The sequence below is a fragment of the Bradyrhizobium sp. 179 genome (assembly GCF_023073535.1).
Classification (GTDB): domain Bacteria; phylum Pseudomonadota; class Alphaproteobacteria; order Rhizobiales; family Xanthobacteraceae; genus Bradyrhizobium.
The window spans coordinates 69,166-89,645 of sequence record NZ_JADPJR010000116.1; the positions used below are offsets into that span (position 1 = coordinate 69,166).

Annotated in this window: 20 protein-coding genes; 9 read left to right on the forward strand and 11 right to left on the reverse strand. The window is 64.2% G+C overall.

Annotation, left to right across the window (positions count from 1 at the left end):
• The first annotated feature begins 115 nt into the window (after positions 1–115).
• From IVB12_RS27090 to IVB12_RS27100, 3 genes are all read left to right on the forward strand, one after another.
• Entirely contained in the window at positions 116–1,093 is a 978-nt protein-coding gene (locus IVB12_RS27090) for a tripartite tricarboxylate transporter substrate binding protein (protein ID WP_247303659.1), read from the forward strand.
• Positions 1,094–1,245: 152 nt separating this feature from the next.
• On the forward strand, positions 1,246–1,731 hold the full coding sequence (locus IVB12_RS27095; protein WP_247303660.1) for a tripartite tricarboxylate transporter TctB family protein: 486 nt from the start codon (positions 1,246–1,248) through the stop codon (positions 1,729–1,731).
• A 4-nt stretch (positions 1,732–1,735) separates the two neighbouring features.
• Positions 1,736–3,244 carry a tripartite tricarboxylate transporter permease gene (locus IVB12_RS27100; protein ID WP_247303661.1) on the forward strand — a complete coding sequence of 503 codons (1,509 nt, stop codon included), beginning with the start codon at positions 1,736–1,738 and terminating at the stop codon, positions 3,242–3,244.
• 86 nt (positions 3,245–3,330) lie between these two features.
• On the opposite strand, the gene IVB12_RS27105 is transcribed toward IVB12_RS27100, so the two are convergent.
• Positions 3,331–5,025 carry a bifunctional diguanylate cyclase/phosphodiesterase gene (locus IVB12_RS27105; protein WP_247303662.1) on the reverse strand — a complete coding sequence of 565 codons (1,695 nt, stop codon included), beginning with the start codon at positions 5,023–5,025 and terminating at the stop codon, positions 3,331–3,333.
• A 222-nt stretch (positions 5,026–5,247) separates the two neighbouring features.
• Between IVB12_RS27105 and IVB12_RS27110 the strand changes: the two genes are divergently transcribed.
• On the forward strand, positions 5,248–5,508 hold the full coding sequence (locus IVB12_RS27110) for a hypothetical protein (protein WP_247282053.1): 261 nt from the start codon (positions 5,248–5,250) through the stop codon (positions 5,506–5,508).
• On the opposite strand, the gene IVB12_RS27115 is transcribed toward IVB12_RS27110, so the two are convergent.
• The 3 genes from IVB12_RS27115 to mtgA all read right to left on the reverse strand — a co-directional run bounded on the left by IVB12_RS27115 (position 5,509) and on the right by mtgA (position 7,330).
• Positions 5,509–6,162, reverse strand: coding sequence for a hypothetical protein (locus IVB12_RS27115; RefSeq protein ID WP_247303953.1), 654 nt, complete (start codon positions 6,160–6,162; stop codon positions 5,509–5,511). It abuts the gene before it with no gap.
• Positions 6,163–6,302: 140 nt separating this feature from the next.
• Positions 6,303–6,485 (reverse strand): 50S ribosomal protein L32, encoded by a 183-nt coding sequence (gene rpmF, locus IVB12_RS27120; protein WP_007598106.1) that lies wholly within the window; start codon positions 6,483–6,485, stop codon positions 6,303–6,305.
• 170 nt (positions 6,486–6,655) lie between these two features.
• Complete coding sequence (gene mtgA / locus IVB12_RS27125) at positions 6,656–7,330, reverse strand: monofunctional biosynthetic peptidoglycan transglycosylase (protein ID WP_247303664.1); 675 nt, start codon at positions 7,328–7,330, stop codon at positions 6,656–6,658.
• Between the two features lie 161 nt (positions 7,331–7,491).
• On the opposite strand from mtgA, the gene IVB12_RS27130 reads away from it, so the two are divergent.
• Both IVB12_RS27130 and IVB12_RS27135 read left to right on the forward strand, forming a co-directional pair.
• Positions 7,492–8,415, forward strand: coding sequence for a polyprenyl synthetase family protein (locus IVB12_RS27130; RefSeq protein WP_247303666.1), 924 nt, complete (start codon positions 7,492–7,494; stop codon positions 8,413–8,415).
• 9 nt (positions 8,416–8,424) lie between these two features.
• Positions 8,425–9,117: a DUF1345 domain-containing protein gene (locus tag IVB12_RS27135; RefSeq protein WP_247303668.1), complete on the forward strand. Its 693-nt coding sequence runs from the start codon at positions 8,425–8,427 to the stop codon at positions 9,115–9,117.
• Positions 9,118–9,174: 57 nt separating this feature from the next.
• On the opposite strand, the gene IVB12_RS27140 is transcribed toward IVB12_RS27135, so the two are convergent.
• Positions 9,175–10,995, reverse strand: coding sequence for a caspase family protein (locus IVB12_RS27140; protein ID WP_247303670.1), 1,821 nt, complete (start codon positions 10,993–10,995; stop codon positions 9,175–9,177).
• 177 nt (positions 10,996–11,172) lie between these two features.
• Positions 11,173–11,601 carry a GFA family protein gene (locus tag IVB12_RS27145; protein ID WP_247303954.1) on the reverse strand — a complete coding sequence of 143 codons (429 nt, stop codon included), beginning with the start codon at positions 11,599–11,601 and terminating at the stop codon, positions 11,173–11,175.
• A gap of 94 nt (positions 11,602–11,695) precedes the next feature.
• Here IVB12_RS27145 and IVB12_RS27150 point away from each other — a divergent pair, with 94 nt between their 5' ends.
• From IVB12_RS27150 to IVB12_RS27160, 3 genes are all read left to right on the forward strand, one after another.
• A complete protein-coding gene (locus IVB12_RS27150) occupies positions 11,696–12,070 on the forward strand; it encodes a nuclear transport factor 2 family protein (protein WP_247303672.1) in 375 nt (124 codons plus the stop codon).
• Between the two features lie 155 nt (positions 12,071–12,225).
• Positions 12,226–13,083, forward strand: a complete 858-nt coding sequence (gene bla / locus IVB12_RS27155) for a class A beta-lactamase (RefSeq protein ID WP_247303674.1) — start codon at positions 12,226–12,228, stop codon at positions 13,081–13,083.
• A 48-nt stretch (positions 13,084–13,131) separates the two neighbouring features.
• Positions 13,132–14,739 carry a Na+/H+ antiporter gene (locus IVB12_RS27160; RefSeq protein WP_247303675.1) on the forward strand — a complete coding sequence of 536 codons (1,608 nt, stop codon included), beginning with the start codon at positions 13,132–13,134 and terminating at the stop codon, positions 14,737–14,739.
• Between the two features lie 110 nt (positions 14,740–14,849).
• Here IVB12_RS27160 and IVB12_RS27165 read toward each other — a convergent pair whose 3' ends face one another.
• From IVB12_RS27165 to IVB12_RS27185, 5 genes are all read right to left on the reverse strand, one after another.
• Complete coding sequence (locus IVB12_RS27165) at positions 14,850–15,662, reverse strand: N-acetylmuramoyl-L-alanine amidase (protein ID WP_247303676.1); 813 nt, start codon at positions 15,660–15,662, stop codon at positions 14,850–14,852.
• A gap of 3 nt (positions 15,663–15,665) precedes the next feature.
• Positions 15,666–17,003, reverse strand: a complete 1,338-nt coding sequence (locus IVB12_RS27170) for a Rieske 2Fe-2S domain-containing protein (RefSeq protein ID WP_247303677.1) — start codon at positions 17,001–17,003, stop codon at positions 15,666–15,668.
• A gap of 161 nt (positions 17,004–17,164) precedes the next feature.
• Positions 17,165–18,061: a TauD/TfdA family dioxygenase gene (locus IVB12_RS27175; RefSeq protein ID WP_247303678.1), complete on the reverse strand. Its 897-nt coding sequence runs from the start codon at positions 18,059–18,061 to the stop codon at positions 17,165–17,167.
• Between the two features lie 147 nt (positions 18,062–18,208).
• Positions 18,209–19,492, reverse strand: coding sequence for a flavodoxin-dependent (E)-4-hydroxy-3-methylbut-2-enyl-diphosphate synthase (gene ispG, locus IVB12_RS27180; protein ID WP_247303679.1), 1,284 nt, complete (start codon positions 19,490–19,492; stop codon positions 18,209–18,211).
• A 12-nt stretch (positions 19,493–19,504) separates the two neighbouring features.
• Entirely contained in the window at positions 19,505–20,458 is a 954-nt protein-coding gene (locus IVB12_RS27185) for a DMT family transporter (RefSeq protein WP_247303680.1), read from the reverse strand.
• Positions 20,459–20,480 lie beyond the last annotated feature (22 nt).

Here is a 20,480-nt window from a genome sequence, read left to right on the forward strand (position 1 = left end):
TCCTTGCCTGGCACAGACGCAATGGCGCTTTTCTTCTCTCGTGATTTCGGGAACAATCGCTCCACAGAATGAGAGATGGCGGCTTGAGCGAGGCCGCTGCGAGGGAGGCGTTTCTATGTCGCGATCCGGGCTGAAGACGATTGCCTTTGCCGCCATACATGCGGTCATAGGCGCAGTGCTCTCCACTGCTGCCAGTGCGCAGGACTATCCTACCAAGCCGATTACGCTGATCGTGCCCTGGCCGGCCGGTGGTTCGACTGACATCTCGATGCGCGCGATCGCCGACAGCGCTTCGAAGGTCCTGGGTCAGCCCGTCGTGATCGACAACAAGGCCGGCGGCGGCGGCACGGTGGGACCTGCAACCATGGCCGCGGCCGCGAAGCCGGACGGCTACACCATCTCCCAGATCCCGATCACCGTCTTCCGCTTGCCCTTGATGCAGGAGGTGTCATGGGATCCGGCGAAGGATTTTACCTACATCATCCATCTCACCGGCTATACCTTCGGCGTCACCACCAACGCGGAGTCCCAGTTCAAGAGCTGGAAGGACGTGGTGGAGTTCGCCAAGGCGAACCCGGGCAAGGTGACCTACGCGACGCCCGGCACCGGCACCTCGCTGCATATCGGCATGGAGCAGATCGCGGCGATGTCCGGCATCAAGCTCACCCAGGTGCCGTTCAAAGGCGGCGCGGAAACCAACGCCGCGGTCCTGGGGCAGCATACAATGCTTCAGGCAGACTCCACGGGATGGCGGCCGCTGGTCGACGCCGGCAAGCTGCGGTTATTGATGGTGTGGACCGCTGCCCGCTCGCCGAATTACCCGGATGTACCGACGCTGAAGGAGCTCGGCTATCCCATGGTCTACGACTCCCCGTTCGGCATCGCCGGCCCGAAGGGGATGGATCCGAAAATCGTCGCCAAGCTGCACGATGCGTTCAAGAAGGCGGTCGAAGACCCGGCCGTCGTGGCAACGCTCGCCAAATATGACATGGTGCCGAACTACAAGAACACCGAGGATTACAAGAAGTTCGTTGTCGAGGTCACGGAGTCCGAGCGAAAGGTGATCGAGACACTCGGGTTGGCGAAGAAATAGACTGAGCCGCTTCGGTGTCCCGGACGCGGTGCAGCGCTTCTGCAGCGATGCACCGCAGAGCCGACCAGCTTGCCACGAACCACCGGACCTCCGGATCTGCAGCGCACCACTTGGTGCTGCGCAGCGTCCGGGGAACGGCTGAGAGAGAAGCGATGAACAACCAAACCAATGTCAAACTCCGCCTCAGCAACTCCGAACTCTGGGGCGGGTTGATCGGGCTCGCACTCGGCGGCTTCGTGATCTGGTCGGGGCTGAAGCTCAAGCTCGGCACCATCAACGATCCCGGCTCCGGCTACGTGCTGTTCTACACGGGCATCCTGATATGCGTGTTCGCAACCAGCATCATCATCTCGGCAATCACCGAGGGCGGGCCAACGCTGGCCTCACGGTGGGAAAATGTGCGTTGGAGCAAGCCGCTTCTCGTCATCGCCTGCCTCACCGCGTTCTCGTTCGCACTGGAGCCGCTGGGATTCCTGTTGTCGTCGATCCCGTTGATGCTGCTGTTGTTGCGCCTGATCGATCCCGTGCGCTGGACGCTGGCGATTCCGATCGCCGTGCTTGTTCCGCTCGGCATGTGGTGGGTGCTCAAGCGCCTGCTCTTGATCCAGCTGCCCTCTGGCCTGTTCGGGATCGGCTGATCGCATGGATACGCTCGCCAATGTCGCGCACGGGTTCGGCGTTGCGCTGACCGGGATCAACCTGCTCTATTGCTTCATCGGTGTCTTCATCGGCACGCTGGTCGGCGTGCTGCCGGGCATTGGGCCGATCTCGGCGATGTCGTTGCTGTTGCCGGTGACGCTGTCGGGCACGCCGGAATCCGGCATCATCATGATGGCCGGCATCTATTACGGCTCGATGTATGGCGGCTCGACCACGTCGATCCTGGTCAACATCCCCGGCGAAGCTGCCTCCGTTGTCACCTGCATCGACGGCCACCAGATGGCGAAGCAGGGCCGCGCGGGCCCCGCGCTCGGCATCTCCGCCTTCGGTTCCTTCATCGCCGGCACCTTTGCGCTGATCGCGCTGATGCTGGTGGCGCCGAGGCTTGCCAGTATCGCCATCGCCTTTGGCCCGGCCGAGTATTTCAGCCTGATGGTGCTCGGCCTCGTCGTGCTCACTTTCCTGACCCAGGGTTCGATGCCGAAGGCGCTGCTGATGGCCTGCATCGGCGTCGTGCTCGGCCTGATCGGCCTCGACAGCATCACGGCGCAGCCGCGAATGACCTTCGGCCGCATGGAGTTGATCGACGGCATCGGCCTCGTGCCCGTCGTGATGGGCCTGTTCGGCGTCGCCGAGGTGCTGCTCAACACCGAGCAGGCGATCAAGCGCGACATCATCAATACCAAGATCACGCAGCTCTTGCCCAACAAGGCCGATTGGCAGGCGAGCGCCGGCCCCGTAGCACGCGGTACGCTGCTCGGCTTTCTGCTCGGCATCCTGCCGGGTGGCGGCGCCGTGGTGGCCTCGTTCGCGTCTTACGCACTGGAGAAGCGGCTGTCGAAAACGCCGGAGCGGTTCGGCCAAGGCGCGATCGAGGGCGTCGCAGGCCCCGAGTCCGCCAACAATGCGGCGGCCGGGGGCGCGTTCATTCCGCTGATGACCTTGGGAATCCCTCCGAACGTGGTGATGGCGCTGCTGCTCGGCGCGTTCGTCATCCACGGCCTGCAACCGGGTCCGCTGCTGATCACACAAAACCCCGGCCTGTTCTGGGGCATCGTCGCCAGCATGTATATCGGCAACGTCATGTTGCTGATCCTCAATCTGCCGATGATCGGCATGTGGGTGCAACTGCTCAAGCTGCCCTATAACATCCTCTTCCCCCTGATCATCCTGTTCACGATCCTGGGCGTCTACTGCTCCAGCAACAACGTGTTCGACGTTTACGTGATGATCGCGTTCGGGATCATCGGCTATTTCATGCGCAAGCTCGGCTACGAGCCCGCGCCACTGGTACTCGCCTTCGTGCTCGGACCGATGCTGGAGAACAATCTGCGCAAGTCGCTGATCCTGTCGCAGGGCGACCTCTGGACCTTCGTGCAGCGGCCGATCTCGGCGGCGTGTCTTGCGCTGGCGATGGTGCTGCTGATCGCACCGCTGTTGCCCGCGCTGCGCAAGAAGCGTGAGCTGGTGGCGTTGGACGAAGGGGCGTGAGGAGGTTTATACTTACTGCCTGACGTACCACCCTCTCCCACAAATGAGAGGTGAAGCGAGATCCCCGCGCGACGAAACGAAAACACCTACCCAGCCGCAGGCAGCGCATTGTCCGGCGGTGCGCCCCATGGCCGCTCGGCTGAGGCGAGGCCGATCAGACGGCCCTGGATGTAGTCGCAGCCCCAGTCGCGCAGCATGCTTGCGGCCTCTTCGTCCTGGACCCATTCGGCGACCGTCTTGATGTCGAGGCGGCGGGCGAGGTCGATCAGGGTCTGCACGAAGGCGCGATCGTCGGCGGACCGCGTGACGTTCTGAACGAAGGCGCCGTCGATCTTGACGATGTCGACGCCGAGCTTGCGCAGGTTCCTGAACGAGGTGTAGCCGGCGCCAAAATCGTCGATGGCAATGCGGCTGCCGAAATTCTTCAGCCGCGTGACAAAGCCGCGGACGTCATCGATGTCCTGAATCGCGACCGTTTCGGTGATCTCGACGATCAGCCGTTCGGCGACGCCGGGATGAGCCAGCATCAGCGACTCGATGCCCGCCCACCAGTCCGGATCCATGGTCGTATCAGGCGAGATGTTGAGGCTGAGGCAGATGTCGGGTGCAGCCGCGAGCTCGGCGACCACGAGCTCGAGCACGCGATGATCGACGAGGCGAATCAGACCGAGCCGTTCGGCGACCGGCACGATGTCGGGTGCGAGCAGCACCTGGCCGTCGCCCTGGTCCATCCGCACCAGGCACTCGTGGAACGCGCGTTCGCGCGAGGAGGCCGAGACCACCGGCTCATAGGCGAGCTTGATGCGGCGCTCGTTCAGCGCCGTGACGATCTCGTCGGTGACGCGGATGTTAACGCGGCGCTGCGCGTCGCGCGCGGGATCCGGGCGCCATGCGGCGAACGAGCCGACGCGGCGTCGCTTTGCGGCATCGAGCGTCTCATGGGCGCGGTTGACCGCCTCGTCGGTGGTGCGGGCATAGCGCGGCACGCTGACCGCACCGATCGACGCGGTGACCGAGACCGGGCCGGATTTGGTCGGCACCACCTCGTCGCGGATGCCGGCGAGGAAGCGCTCGGCGGCAACGTTCATGTCGTCGACGGTGCAATTCTTCAGGATCAGGCCGAACTTGTTGCCGGAGAAGCGACCGAGCACGTCGCCGCCGCGCAAGCGCGCGCGAATGCGCTTGGCGACGTCAAGGATCACCGCGTCGGCAACGTCGAAGCCGAAGGCGTCGTTGACGCGGGCGAGATGATCGATGCCGACGAGCATGAAGGCTGCGGTCGAGCGGAAGCGGGTCGTCTCCTCGATCGCCTCGGCCAGTGAGGCGATCAGATGGGAGCGGTTGAGCTCGCCGGTGAGCGGATCGAGCCGGGCCAGTTTCGTCAATTCCTCGTCGCGGGCATGACGCTCGTTGTTGATGCGGACGGAGCCGATCGCCCGCGTGGGGCGGCCGTCGGGACCGGCAAACCAGCGGCCGGTCTCCTCGACCCAGATCACGGGATCGGAAGCGCTCATGCGCACGCCGTACTCGACCCGATAAGGCGTGCCGCCGGCACCGTGCACGGCAGAGGTCTGCGCCAGCGCCGCGCTCCGTAGCGATTGCGCAGGCTCGATCAGCTTGGCGAATTCGGCCCCGGTGGCGAGCCGCTCGGCGGGAATGCCCGGGAAGACGGCGCTGACCTGCTCACCCCAGACGATGACGTCGCTGGCGATGTCCCAGGCGAACACGGCCTGGCCGAGCGCGGCGAGGATGTCGGAGGCTTGCGGCAATCCAGGGGTCAAAGTCGCCTCGTTTCGGGACAGTGGAAAAGTTCCTGAGCTGGCACAGGATAGAGCCAGATTCGCCGCCGACCCTAGGCAAAGTTGATAAACAATTTGGAAACCACGTTTGTCGGCACCGGGGAACCAATCCGGCCCGGCCGGCATAGGGCTTGCGAGTACATGGCACGCACCGGCGCCAGCGTCCCGAAACGCGACAATCCCGCCGGACTAACGGTGATTGCGATGTTGAGTACTGATCGAGCGGACGCAGGGGACAATGGGACTGGCACGGCCCTCGTGCCGTTAATGCCGACGTTGCAGTGGGTCCATAAGGCACCGCTGCCGCGACCCGATCCGAGCTTCGTCACCCAGCTGATCGCCAATGCCGAGCAATTGCCCCAGGCGAGCCGGCTGCGCCGCGCCTCGTCCGAAGATGCGCAGATGGCCTATGGCAGCAAGCGCCCGCTGCCTAGCGTCAGCGCGCGCACACGGCAGGTGGCTTGATCAGCGCGGCGGTGTATCCGGCGAGGACGGCGTGCCGTTGCCCGGCTGAAGATGCGGCGAGGGGATTTCCGGCGAGGGCGCGCTTTGCACCGGCTTCGGCGCGGGATGATCCGTCAGCACGGATTCGGCGACGGATTGCGCCGACGGTGCGGGTGGCACGACCGGTGCCGGCTGCGGCGCGATCACCGGCTCGAACTTGCGCTCGGACGCCACATCGTCCGCCGCCGCTTCGGCCTGGCGCTTGGCCTTGCGTGGCGCAGCCATCGTCGTCTCGGCGACATAGCTGACGCGACGGCGCGTGCGCTGGGCGATGCCACCGAGGAAGTCGGCCATCGCGAGCAGCACAAGCAGGAAATAGGTGGAATTGCCGAATTTGGGCCACATCACGAATTCGGCGGCGGCCGCGCCGAACACGATCAGCGACAGCAGGTGATCCATCAGGAATTTCGAGCCGGGCCGCGCGCCTTTGACCACCTCGAGCAGCAGCAGCACCACCCCGAGCGCGAGCAGCAGATCGGCAAGCGTGACCGGCCAAGTCTCGCCGGACACCATCGGCACCTTGAACAGCACGTCCGTAAAGGACACCGTTGGCATCAGGAAGGCGATGATGTTGTAGACCGCGAGCGGAATCAGAAGTAGCGGGAAACCGACCATCGGCAAGATGCCTTCTCGATCAAGATATCCGGACAGGATAATACAGCGGCGAAGCATTTGCTCCGCCGCCTCCCCGTCTATCTCATGGGGTGGCCGAAATCAGGCAGGCCAATCGGCCCGCCCGAAGAAAGGTCCTGCCCTCAGGATTCTTTCTTCTTCAGGACCTGGCGACCCTTGTACATGCCGGTCTTGAGGTCGAGATGGTGCGGACGACGGAGCTCGCCGGAGTCCTTGTCTTCCACATAGGTCGGCTTCTTGATGGCGTCGGCCGAGCGGCGCATGCCGCGGCGCGACGGCGAGGTTTTTCTTCTCGGAACGGCCATTTCAATTATCCTCTAGGGATTGGTGTCATCAGGGCATCGTCCGCGAAAGGACGGCTCAGCACCCGCAATACGAGGCGAGCTGAATGCCGATCAAGGCCGCGCTTATAGAGGAAGGCTGGCGGTAAAGCTAGGCTCTTGGACCGGAAAATACGCCCGGAATGGGCCCGGAATCAGCGATTTTCGTGCCAGCAGGTCGCAAGCGAGCTCGCCTGCCCCCGCGCCATATAGGTTGCTGCCAGCCGCCTCACACCCGGTCCGGGGCTCCGCGCACTGCGTTTGACCGGATTGGGCAGGATCGAGGCCAGAAGGGCGGCTTCCCGAGAGGAGAGGCTGGCGGCCGACTTGCCGAAGGCATAGAGGCTGGCCGCCTCGACCCCAAACTGCCCCTGCGGGCCGAGTTCTGCGATGTTGAGGTAGATCTCCAGGATTCGCTGCTTGGGCAGGACGAGGTCGATCCACAGCGCCAGGGGGAATTCCAGCGCCTTGCGGACGAAGTCCCGCCCCTGCCAGAGGAACAGGTTTTTTGCGACCTGCTGGGTGATGGTGGAGGCGCCCCGGAACGCCGTACCGTCCTCCTGAGCGTCATCGATCGCCTCGCGCAGCGCCCCCCAGTCGATGCCGTGATGCTTGCAGAAATGCGCGTCCTCGGCGGCCACCACCGACCGCGGCAGATACGGCGACATCGCCGCCAGATCGATCCATTGGCGCTGCATCGGCGCGCCCCGAAGCGAACGCCAGGCTATCAGCGTGGAAACCGGATGGCCGGTCCGGTAAAACGGCGCGATCACATAGGGCGCGAGAGCCACGACCGCGAGCACGACCAGCAGTATCTTGACGATGCGCAAATCGACCTTTCCGGCGCAAAATGAAACGCGGCCACGCGCTAGACCATTAAGTCTGTGATAATTCGGGCCTTTTCCAGCAGTTTTTAGGCCTTCCAAACGATTGACTGGGGCCGACTCATAAAGGATTGTCCCGCCGAATTTTTGTTCTGGAGCCTTTCTTGATGACCGGCACGTCCCCGTCCGATTTCGCCAAACGTCTGGACAAGACCGCTGATGACACTGAAGCCCTGCTCAGGCACCTGTTGTCGGACGACATCCTGCCCGATGAGATCGCTCGCCCCAAGCGACTGATGGACGCAATGCGCTATTCGAGCCTCAATGGCGGCAAGCGTCTGCGGCCGTTCCTGGTGGTCGAAAGCGCCGCCGTGTTCGGCGTGCCGCGCGAAGCCGCGCTGCTCGCGGGCGCGGCGCTCGAATGCATCCACTGCTACTCGCTGATTCATGACGACCTGCCGGCGATGGACAATTCGGACCTGCGCCGTGGCCGCCCCACCCTGCACAAGAAGACCGATGACGCCACCGCGATCCTCGCCGGCGACGGCCTGTTGACGCTCGCCTTCGACATCATCACCCGCGACGAGATCCATCGCGACGCCAATGTGCGGCTGCTGCTGACACGGGCGCTGGCGCGCTGCGCCGGCATTGGCGGCATGGTCGGTGGCCAGATCCTCGACCTCGCCGGCGAAGGCCGCTTCGGCGACCGCGAGCCCGTCGATGTCGCGCGCTTGCAGCAGATGAAGACGGGCGCGCTTCTGCGCTATGGCTGCATCGCCGGCGCGATCCTCGGCCAGGCCTCGAGTGCGGAATATCAGGCGCTCGACGATTACGGCCGTGCGCTCGGCGAAGCCTTCCAGATCGCCGACGATCTGCTCGACGTCGAGGGCGATGCGGCAGCGCTCGGCAAGCCCTCGGGCCAGGACGCCGCGCTTGGCAAGACCACCTTCGTCACCCAGCTCGGCATCGAAGGCGCCAAGCAGCGCGTGCGCGACCTGCTCGCGCGAGCCGACAGCGCCGTGTCGATCTTCGGCGACCGCGCTGCCGTGCTGCAAGCCGCGGCGCGATTCGTCGCCGAACGGAAGAACTGACGCGCGTCGATGGCCGCCGGCGGCAAAGAGGATCCCGTCCTCGCCCGCTTCCGCCAGATGTCGCGGCCGATGCGGTTGCTTTATGCACGGCCGCGAACGTTTGTTGCGCTCGCTGTCGGCATCCTCGTCTGCCTGCTGCTGCCGGGCACGCACCGGCTGGTGACGCGGCTCTTGCTCGGCTGGGACGCGCTGATCGCGGTCTACCTCGTGCTGGTCTATGCGATGATGCTGTGCAATGACCACCAGCACATTCGTCGCGCCGCTGCGATGCAGGACGACGGCCGCTTCGTCATTCTGCTGGTGACGGCGACCGGCGCCTTCGCTAGCATCGCGGCGATCGTTGCCGAGCTCGGCACGTCGCATCGCGGCGTCATGGAGCTGACGATCGCGATCACCACAATCGCACTGTCATGGGCTGCCGTGCACACGACCTTCGCGCTGCATTACGCGCACGATTATTATCGGCACGGTACGGCAGGAGGCCTTCAGTTTCCGAGCGGCGACAAGGAAGACCATGCCGATTACTGGGATTTCGTCTATTTCTCGTTCGTGATCGGCATGACCGCGCAGGTCTCCGACGTCGGCATCACCGACAAGACCATCCGCCGCACGGCGACGGCGCACGGCATCGTGTCGTTCATCTACAACACGGCGTTGCTGGCGCTGACGGTGAACATCGCGGCAAGCGCTATTGCGACCTGAACTCACTCCCAAGAATCGTCCTGGCTTTCGCCATGGCGATTCTTGAACACCGCGATCCTAGTAACAGACCTCGGCATTGGCGTCATTGCCGGGGCCGCCTCCGCCGCGATATTCGAGATGGCAGCCGCGATGGACCGGACGGCAGCCACCGCTATTGCAGAAGACCTGCCCGCCACCCTTAGCGCGACTGGCGCCAGCGGCAGCAGCAATGCCGGCGGCAGCACCGTAACCGTCCGCTGCGCCAGCGCCGGCGGACTGGCGACGCTGCCGTGCAGGACGTTCATCACCGTCGTCGCGCTTCGCAATCGCAGGCTTGGCCGGCTTGGCGGCACGCTTCTTCTCGCACTCATTGTCGTCGTTGACCGCATACCCGTCACGACAGACGATCTTGGTGCACTTGTCGCCGTCGGCCTTGAAGCCGTGCTCACAGACCAGCGGGCAGACGCGCGACGGTTTCGACTTGACCGCATCGAGCGCATCGGTGCTCGCGACCTTCACGTCGAGCTTGGTGCCGGCATAACGGTTGAACTGCGATAGGGAGCGCTGCGAAGACGTAGTCCAATTGCCGTCGGCCTGTCCGGAGAAGCAGCCGACGCGACCGAGCTCGGTCTGCACCGTGCGAGTGAGATCAGCCGGTGCGGTCGCGGGGGTCAGCGAAGCGACGTTGGTGCCGGCCGAACCGGCCGTGCTGGCCGGCGCACCGCCGGGTGCCGCAGCGGCGAGGTTGACGCGCTGCTGCTCGGCCACGGCTGCCTGCTGCTGCGCCTGCTCCTTCGCTTTCTGGGCGGCAAGCTGCGCCTGTTCGGCGGCTTTCGCATCGGCTGCGGCTTTGGCCTGCGCATCCTTCTGCGCACCAACGGCGGCGAGGCGGTCGCGCTCGGCCTCGGCCTGTTTCGCCTTCGCGATCGCCGCCGCATGGGCCTGCTCGGCACCGATCTTCTCGAGCTGGAGCTTGGCCAAGCTCGCATAGAAACCGTCGGGATGCTGGGCGAGGAAGGCATCCCACGCCGCCCTGTTGCCGAGCTGGAGCGCGAGCTCGTAATCGCGGCGGATATCGGCCTGCGGGTTCGCCATAGGTGCCGCCGGAGCCGCCGCCGTCATCTTCACCGGCACCAGTGGAACATCCTCGCCGCCAAGCGAGCCATAGACGAACGGCTCCTGCTTGTTGCCAGTCGACTTGAGCACGTCGTCGCGCACGAATCCGAAGGCGCGGCGGACGTCGAGGCCCGGCGTCGCCAGATGCTTGGACAGCGCGACCGTGAACGGGCTGTTGGCGCCGTCGCCGTCCTGCGCCGTGAAGCCGGCTTTGGCCGAATAGGCAATCAACGTGTTGGGACTGGTCGGCTCGACCTGGGCGAGGCCGCGGCCGATGCCGCGCGAAGCGATTGTGCGCTTCATCCTCTTGCCGAACGGATTGTCGCGGCAGGCATCCAGGATCACCAGGCGGAGCTGCTTGGCGGGCTCGACCGCAACCAGGACCCGGTCGAGCGAGAGCGCCTCGTCGTACACGTCGGTGTCGCGCTCGAGCCTGGCGTCGACCGGGATCAGATAGTTCGACCCCTCGACCTCGATGCCATGACCGGCATAATAGACCACGGCGATATCGGCATCGCGGGTCGCATCCGCGAAGTCGCGGAGCACCCGCCGCGTATCCAGCGCCGACAAATCGTGCCGGGAATCGACGATGTCGAAGCCGGCCTCCTTCAGCGTCTTGGCCATCACCGAACCGTCATTGACGGGGTTGGCCAGCAACGGCGCATGCTGATAGGCCGAATTGGCGAGCACCAGCGCAACGCGCTTGCCGGCGAAAGCCGGTTCAGTGCCGAACAGCAGCGCGAGGGCAAGGAGAAGCGGACAAAGTCTGAGCAAATTGCGCATGACACGACTTCCGAAATTCGGGCCGCTGGGCCCTTTGGGACCGCTTTAGCAGGATCCGCCACCGGCGCTTGTGATGGAGGTCACGAAGGCGGCGCCCGCAACGGGACGAAACACCCCTTTTGTTTGTCGCGCCAGCGCGGCCGTGGTTCGCCAGGAAGCAAATCGGGCCGGGTTCCCTCAGTCAACCCCGATATGCTCCCGATATTGCGGCAGGTCATCCGTGATCTCGTGCCAGGGTGCTTTCGAGCCCACGAAAATATGGGCGCTAGGCCGGATCGAAGGGGCGTCGATCAGAGCTCCCATAGCGACGTGGGCCCATTTCCCCTCACGCACGTGGGAATAGAGCAACGAGCCACAACGGGCGCAGTGCACATCGTGGGTGATATCATCGCCGAAAACCGTCCGCTGGTCGCCGCCCCTGACGATGCGGAGCTTGTGTCGCACGATACCGGCGAAGGGTTTGAAGGCGGAGCCGGTGGTGCGGCGGCAGTTCGAGCAATGGCAGTTCATCGCATAGGAGAATTCGTCGGCCACCTCGAAGCGCACTGCACGGCAATAGCATTCGCCGATCAGGATACGAGCGTTCGAAATCTCTGATCCGGTCATCATGATGTCCTTGCGCAAACCGTCTGAACATCCATAGCGCATTTTGATGTGTACGACTAAACTCGCCTCAAGTCATTATTCCAAGGGATGACCCATGAGCCCAAATCGTTCAAGTCTCGAAGCCGTCGTGCAATCCTATTTTGACGGACTCTATGAGGGCGACGCCGAAAAGCTCGGCGCCATTTTCCATCCCTCCGCCGACCTGCGCTGGGTCGAGAAGGGCGAATTGCAGGTGCTGACCGTGCCGGACTGGCTCGACCGCGTGTGCAAGCGTCCCTCCGGCAAGGCCGAAGGCAAGCCGCGAGAGGATTTCATCGTCACCATCGACCGTTCTGACGACAAGACCGCCTTCGTCAAGGTCAGATGCCAGCTGCCGCCGCGCTATTTCACCGACTACCTAGTGGCGATGAAGCTCGCCGACGGTTGGCAGATTGTGTCGAAATCTTATCGATACGACCTGAGAGAGTGAGGGGGCTCACCTTCCGCTGCCCGAAATCGGGCGCGCTCGCCTCCCATTCTCCGTCATTGCGAGTGAAGCGAGGCAATCCAGAATCGCTCCGCTCGCAACGACAATGCGGATAGAGTGCGCCGCATCCCCCATCTTCATTCGCGCGAAAGTCCCCCATGCTGCTCGATCGCCGCTCCCTGCTTGCCTCGCTGTGCTGGATGGCCGCATCTCCTACGCTGGCCGCGGATGCGCTGCCTGAACTCGAAACATACGAACGCGAGAGCGGCGGGCGGATTGGCGTGTATGCGGAAAATCTCGCGACCGGCGCCAAACTCGCTTGGCGCGCCGACGAGCGGTTCGTCATGTGCTCGACATTCAAGGCCTCGCTCGCGGCCTGTGTGCTGGCGCGGGTCGACCGCGGCGAGGAACAGCTTGCCGCCATGATTCCCTACGGCCAGGACGACCTCTTGGAATACGCGCCGGTCGCGAAGCAAAATCTGGCGGCCGGCGCAATGTCGGTCACCGAGATGTGCAAGGCGATCGTCGAGCTCAGCGACAACACCTGCGCCAATCTGCTGCTGGCGCGGATCGGCGGTCCGACCGCGCTCACCGCGTTCTGGCGATCGATCGGCGATACCACCTCGCGGCTCGACCACAACGAGCCCGAGCTCAACCGCTCCCAGCCGGGCGATCCCCAGGACACGACGACGCCGGCGGCGATGGCCGGGAACCTGCGCCGCCTGATGCTGGGCGGAGCATTGTTGCCGGCCTCGCGCGCGCAGCTCATCGAATGGATGGTGAACTGCAAGACCGGTGCGAACCGGCTGCGCGGTGGCCTGCCCGCAGGCTGGAAGATCGGCGACAAGACCGGCTACAATGGCAAGGACGCAGCGGGCGACATCGCGGTGGCTTGGCCGAAGGCCGACACGCCGATCCTGCTTACGGCCTACGTCCAAGGCGGCACGCCGACTGCCGCACAGATTGCGGCGGCTTTCGCGCGGATCGGCCGGATGGTGGCGGAGCGGCTGGCGTGAGCCGCGCGCATTGACGTTGCGGCCGCTTCCGGGTCAAGACAGGCCATCATGGAAGCGAAGTTTCAGACCTTTCTCATCCTGCTGGCCGTGCTGGCAGGCGTGGCGCTGACCGCGCGCCGCTTCAACGTCGCCCCTGCCATCCTGCTGATGCTGGCCGGCGTCGGCCTCGCCTTCGTGCCGGGCATGCCGTCAGTGGAATTGCCGCCGGAGCTGGTGCTGCTGATGGTGCTGCCACCGCTGATCTACTCGGCAAGCGTCGCCATGAGCTGGCGCGAGTTCAGGAAGAATTTGCGCCCGATCGTGCTGCTCGCGGTCGGCGCGGTGATTTTCACTGCGGCAATGGTGGCGGCCGCCACGCATTACATGATCGGCCTGCCCTGGACCGTTGCCTTCCTGTTGGGGGCCATCGTCGCGCCGCCCGACGTGGTGGCGCCGCTCGCCATCGCACGCCGGCTGCACATGCCGCGGCGAATCCTGGTCGTGCTCGAGGGCGAAGGGCTCGCCAACGACGCCACCGCGCTGATCCTCTACCGCTTTGCGCTCGCGGCAATCATGGTCGGCCATTTCTCGCTGCCACTGGCGGCCGGCGAATTCCTCCTCATCATCGCCGGCGAGATCGCCTTCGGCATCGGCGTGGGATGGCTTTCCCTGCGTCTCCGCAAATGGTCGGGGGATCCGCAGGTCGAGCTCACGCTGTCGCTGATCACGCCTTACGTCTCCTATTGGCTGCCCGAGCATGTTGGCGGCTCCGGGGTGATCGCGACGGTCGCCTGCGGCCTTTATGTGAGCTGGAACGGCCCGCTGCTGATTTCTTCCGCGACGCGCCTGCAGGGCATCTTCTTCTGGGACCTCGTGATCTATTTGATCGAAGGCCTCTTGTTCCTGCTCACCGGCTTTCAGATGCGCGCGCTGTACGAGAAGTCGAAGGCCTTTCCGCTCGACGACATCGTGATCGCGACCGCCGTGGTCCTGGTGATCGTCGTCATTGCGCGCTTCGCCTGGCTCTATCCCGCGACCTATCTGCCGCGGATGTTCAGCAAATCGCTGCGCGAGCGCGATCCGTCGCCGCCGTGGCAATGGGTATTTACGCTCGCCTTCACCGGCGTCCGCGGCGCGGTGTCGCTGGCGGCTGCGCTGGCGCTGCCGTTCTCCCTGCCGAGTGGCGAGGCGTTCCCATATCGCGACCTGATCCTGTTCGTCGCTTTCGGCGTCATCTTCATCACCCTGATCGGTGTCGGCCTGACGCTGCCGCCGGTGGTGCGCTGGCTCGGCGTCGCCGAGGCTGGCCGCAACGAGCATGTCAGCGAGCATGAGGCCGAGATCGCCGCGCGTCGTCAGGCTCTCGAGGCAGCACTGAAATCGCTCGACGCGCTGACCGCGGAGAAGGAGGTATCCGACGAGGTGATGCGGCTCCTGCGTGCTCGCCACGAGATCCGCACCAGCCAGCTTCCGGATTTGCTCGATCCTACGCACCACGACGTCTCCGCCGCCGGCATCGCATTGACCCGGGAGCTGATCGTCGCCGAGCGCAAATTCATCCACGACCTGCTGCGCGACGGCCAGATCACCGACGAGACAAGGCGAAGGATCGAGCGGGATCTTGACCTGGAGGAGGCGAGCCTGGCCAACAGGGAGTATCGGGGCGCGCCGCTGTAGCTTCCCGCCGTCATTGCGAGCGCACCGAAGCAATCCAGAATCTGTCCACCGCGGCAGCCTGGACTGCCTCGCTGCGCTGGCAATAACAGCTGTTTGAACGACCAGGCAGTCTATCGCCTCTCACAGAACTCCCTCATCGCGACCGCAACGGCCCCCGCGACCGCGTCCTGCCGCTCCGACGAATTCATCTCCATCTCCTCGTCGCGGTTGATGATCGAGCCCGCCTCGAGCAGCACCGCGGCGCTTCTCGTCCGCGAGAGCACGACGAGCCCGTCATAGCGGTAGACGCCGACGTCCTTGTCGAGCAGCTGGCGCCGATAGCGGCCCATCACCGGAAGCGTGTATTGCCTCGCATAGTGCAGACCTTGCTCTTTCAGCTGCCTGCCGATCATCCGTGCCAGCAACAGGCCGGTGGCGAAGTGCGGATTCTGGTGCGATACGAACAGCGAATGGCCCGAAAAGCGATCGCTGAAATAGCTGTTTGCGCCGTCGAATTCCCAGGTCTCGAGCAGCTTGTCCGGCACCGAATCGTGATGGACCGACAGGAACAGATCGGCCCGGCCGTCATTCGCGGCACTGACGCGCTTGAACAGGCTCGCTCTCGCCTTACCGTTCGTGACGAGCAGGCGGGTTGCGGCAAAGCCTTCGGATTTGAGTCTTGCGGTGATGAGACTTGCGAGACGCAAGTTGAAGCCGAACTCCGGATCATTGCGCGCGCTCAACGCGCCGTAGGCGTCCGGGGTGTGCCCGACATCCACGACGATGCGGAATTTCGCCATCTCGCATTTGGCGGCCGGCGACAGCTTCGGCCTGGGTCTCGCGATCTTTCGCGTAGCAGCAGCCTCGCCGACGTCGACAAGCGCGAGCGGCGACAGCAGGATCGATGCGATGAGCCCGGCGATGATGCTGCGCGACTGCCCCAAGCTCTACTCCGCTGCCGCGATCCGCGGGCGGCCAACGAAGCCCGCGACATCACCGAAACGTTCCAGCATCACCGCGGGCAGGTCCTTGGTCTTGCTGGTGACGCAGGCGCCGGAGCGCACCGCGTAGCGATCCTGGTGCGCCGCCTGCGGCGGCGGCTCGCCGTGCTGGAGCGCCCGCGCCAGATCCATGACGGTTTTGCGGAAATGCATGATGCCGAGATCGGTCGGGCCGAGATGCTCGCGGGTGCGGTCGGCGATCGGCCCCTGGCTGTCCTGCACGGCAGCGTCCTGCTCGGAGACGCCCTTGATGCCGGTGTAGCTCCTGGTCTTCTGGAGCTTGCGGTCGATCAAATAGTCATTGCCCTTGTGGCGGAGCGGCACGTAATTGTCGTCGACCTCCGCGATCACGCCATTGCCGCGATCAAAAGCGTCGCACTCGGCTTGCGTCAACGGACGCTCCGGATTCCAGGCATAGGTGTAGATCCAGCAATTGGTGTCGGTCACAGGCACGAAAGTCTGGCCAAAGATATTCTCGCCCGGCATCGCGCTCGGCGCATAGGCGTGGAATGGCATCAGGAATTGCGCGATGCGCCAGTAGATGTTGTCGCCGCCGGTCAGCCGGCCACCGGCGATGGTCAGCCCCGCCTCGTGGGGGCTGACTTTGATGACTGGGCGCGGATCCTCGGCGATCCAGCGCATATGGTCCGTGTTCACGCGGGTGAGCGGATTCACAAAATGCTTCTTGATATCCAGAATCTCGTTCTCTTCCTTGTCGAAGGAGAGATGGGCGAAGGTGAAATGCGCGGTGTCGATCGAGCCTTCGAGCGCCTGCACCCAGTTGCAATCCTGCCACTTCTTGCTGACATAGCGATGCGAGGCCGGCAGCAGCGCCATCTCGAGATCGGGCAGCTCGGGCATCGCTTCGGCCGGGCCCATATAGGCCCAGATCATCTCGCCCCATTCGCGGACCGGATAGGATTTGATGCGGATGAGATCCTTGGCATTGAGATCGGGATAGGAGGTCGGCATGTCGACGCAACGTCCGTCGGTGTCGAATTTCCAGCCGTGATAGACGCAGCGGATGCCGCATTCCTCATTGCGCCCGAGCCAGAGATTGGCGCCGCGATGCGGGCAATATTGGTCGATGAGACCGACGACGCCGCGTGAGTCGCGAAAGGCGAGCAGCTCCTCTCCCAGCACGATGATCTTCTTCGGCTCGCCTTCGGGTTCGGGCAATTCTTCCGAGAGCAGGACAGGAATCCAGAAGCGGCGCAGCAGCTCGCCCATGCCTGTCCCCGGGCCCGACTCGGTCAGGAACTTGTTGTCCTCGGCGCGGAGCATGGAAAGTCCTCCCGATTTGTTTTTTGGGAAGATTGGCGCGGGAGTGGAAGGACGTCAACGCAAGAACAGCTTCGTAGGGTGGGTTAGCGCAGCGTAACCCACCTCTGTGTCACCGCCGTGGAGTTGGCGGATTACGCTTCGCTAATCCGCCCTACGCCAGTTTAAACCGGCCGCTCACCCTTCACCGTCACCCGCGTCCCCGAGCGCGTATGCGGCCAGTAATCCCACATCGCGCGGTGCTGGGTGCAGCGGTTGTCCCAAAAGGCGATGGCGTTCTCGGTCCAGCGGAAGCGGCACTGGAACAGCGGATTCTCGGCGTGCTGATAGAGGTAGGCGAGCATAGCGTCGCTCTCGTCGCGCGGGATGCCGTTGATGTGGCGGGTGAAGCCGCGGTTGACATAGAGCGCCTTCTTGCTGGTGACCGGATGCGTTCGCACCACGGGATGCTCCGCGTGCGGATAAGAGGGGCGGTCCGCGACGCCGTAATTGGCGTAGAGTCCACGATAAATCGGCTCGCCGTCATGCAGCGCAGTGAGCCCGTCGAGATAGGTCTTCATGCGATCCGACAGCGCCTCATAAGCTGCATACATGTTGGCGAACAGCGTGTCGCCCCCGCGCGGCGGACATTGCTTGATGTAGAGGATCGAGCCCATCGGCGGCTCGAGATCGCAGGACACATCCGAATGCCAACCCTCGCCATTGGCCCGTGGCGAGTTCTTGTCGGCGTAGATCTTCATCAGTGCCGGGTCTTCATCCTCATGCGGCGCGGCGGGATGAAAATGCAGCTCGCCGAACTTGCGGCCGAAGGCGAGATGCTGTTTTGGCGTGATGTGCTGATCGCGAAAGAAGATCACGAGGTTTTCGGCGAGCGCCCGATGGATCTCATCCATCTGCCGGTTGGAGCGGGTGTCGCCCTCGACGAGCCTGCCGATGTCGACGCCGGAGATTTCCGCGCCGATGATCGGGGTGAGCTTTTCAACCGCGATGGTCTCGTAGGGAGCGCCGTCTTCGGCGGTGTGGCGATAGCGCGGACCCTGCTTGCCGGCGAGTGAGCTCATGGCGTGTCTCCCGATCGTTTGATTGGGAGCATGGTAGCCCGGATGGAGCGCAGCGCAATCCGGGAACGATCAGCCTGCGTAAAACCCCGGATTTCGCAATGCTCCATCCGGGCTACACGCGCGCCGCAAGCAAACAGCGGAGTAAAACTACTCCGCCGCTGTCACCGGCACCTTGGCGCCTTGGCCGTAGCGCTGCTCGATATAGTCGATCACCAGCGCCTTGAAGTCGGCGGAGATCGTCGGGCCGCGCAACGTGCGGAACTTCTTGCCGTCGACGAACACGGGCGCGGCCGGGGCCTCGCCGGTGCCGGGCAGCGAGATGCCGATATTGGCGTGCTTGGACTCGCCGGGGCCGTTGACGATGCAGCCCATCACCGCGACGTTGAGCTCTTCCACGCCGGGATATTTCGTCTTCCAGGTCGGCATCTCGTCCCGAATGAAATCCTGGATCGAGCGGGCCAGCTCCTGGAACGTGGTCGAGGTTGTGCGGCCGCAGCCGGGGCAGGCCGCAACCAGCGGCACAAAGGTGCGGAAGCCCATGGTCTGGAGCAGCTCCTGGCCGACCTGCACCTCACGGGTGCGGTCGCCGCCGGGCTCCGGCGTCAGCGAGATGCGGATGGTGTCGCCGATGCCCTGCTGCAAGAGAATGCCGAGCGCGGCTGAGGACGCCACGATGCCCTTCGAGCCCATGCCGGCTTCGGTCAGCCCGAGATGGATGGCATAGTCGGAACGTCTGGCGAGATCCTGGTAGACCGCGATGAGATCCTGCACCGCCGAGACCTTGGCGGACAGGATGATGCGGTTCTTCGGCATGCCGAGCTCTTCGGCGCGCGCGGCCGACAACAGCGCCGACTGCACCATGGCCTCGCGCGTCACCGCGCGCACGTCGCGCGGATTGGCCGAAGCCGCGTTCTCGTCCATCAGCCTGGTCAGCAGTTCCTGGTCCAGCGAGCCCCAATTGGCGCCGATGCGCACCGGCTTGTTGTTCTTGTTGGCGATCTCGATGATGTCGGCGAACTGGGTGTCGCGCTTGTCCTTGAAGCCGACATTGCCGGGATTGATGCGGTATTTGGCGAGCGCCTCGGCGCAGGCCGGATAAGCCGCGAGCAGCTTGTGACCGATATAGTGGAAGTCGCCGATCAAGGGCGTGGTAATGCCGCGCTTGAGCAGGCCGTCGCGGATGTGCGGAACGGCGGCGGCAGCCTCCTCGCGGTCCACGGTGATGCGGACCATTTCTGAGCCGGCGCGCGCGAGCGCTGCGACCTGGGCAATGGTGCCGTCGATGTCGGCGGTGTCGGTGTTGGTCATCGACTGCACGACGATCGGCGCACCGCCGCCCACCGAGACGTCGCCGACTTTGACCTGGGTGGTTTGGTGCCGGGGCGCGGGGCCCGCGATGTCGGAATCGAGAGAGTTTTCGAGCTTGTTCATGGGGTCCAAATATCAGGTTTTGGTGACGTTCAGCAATGCATCGCGCGGCGCCGCAGCCGATGAGCTGGGACGGTTAACCAGAAAAAGCCCAGCAATTACAAGGACCGCGGCGGCTCCGAATGTCAGGCTTAGGGTGTCGTGCATGATGAAATAGCTACCGACCACGCCAAACAAAGGGGTGATGAAGGTAAAAGCCGACAATTTGCTGGCCGAATACGTCTTCACCAGCGCGAACCAAAGCGTGAACGTGGTTCCAACCACCCAGATTGCCTGGAAGGCCATGAGGGCGAGGGACAGGGGCGCAGGCGTATGCGTGACGGATTCGCCAAACAGCCAGGCTGCCAGCCCGAGGATCGGGATCGAAGTCGCGACCTGATAGCCCAGCGCCTTTTCGGGCGCGGCGAAGCGCAGCCGCGTGCCCTTGGCGACCAGCGTGGTTGCCGCCCACAGCGCCGCGCCGCCGACGATCATGAGGTCACCGAGCAACACCTTGGCATCGACATCCGGCTGCGGCACGCCGATGGCGAGCGCGACGCCGGCAAAGCTCACCGCCAGTCCCAGCCATTGCGTGCCGCCAAGCCGTTCGCCGAGCACCTGATAGGAGCCGAGCGCGACGAAGAACGGCGCGGTGTAGAGGAAGACGACCGCCCGAGAGGCCGGTGTGAAGCGCAGGCCCTGGAAGATCAGAACGAACTCGATGCCGAACATCAATCCGGCGATCACGCCGGGCTTCCAGGTGCCGTCACGTTCGAAGAAATTGACGCCACGAAGAGTGCCGATGATGAACAGCACCGGCAGCGCGCCCATCGAGCGGATCGTGGCCTGGAGCATCGGCGGGATATCCGGCAACACCAGCTTCACCGCAATCTGGTTGAAGCCCCAGGTCAGGCACAGCATCAGCATCAGGGCAATGGCGCCGGCGCTCAGCGGGCGACCGGCGGAGGATATAACTTGTGGTGAGGACATCTCTTCCCGACTACCGGCGTTG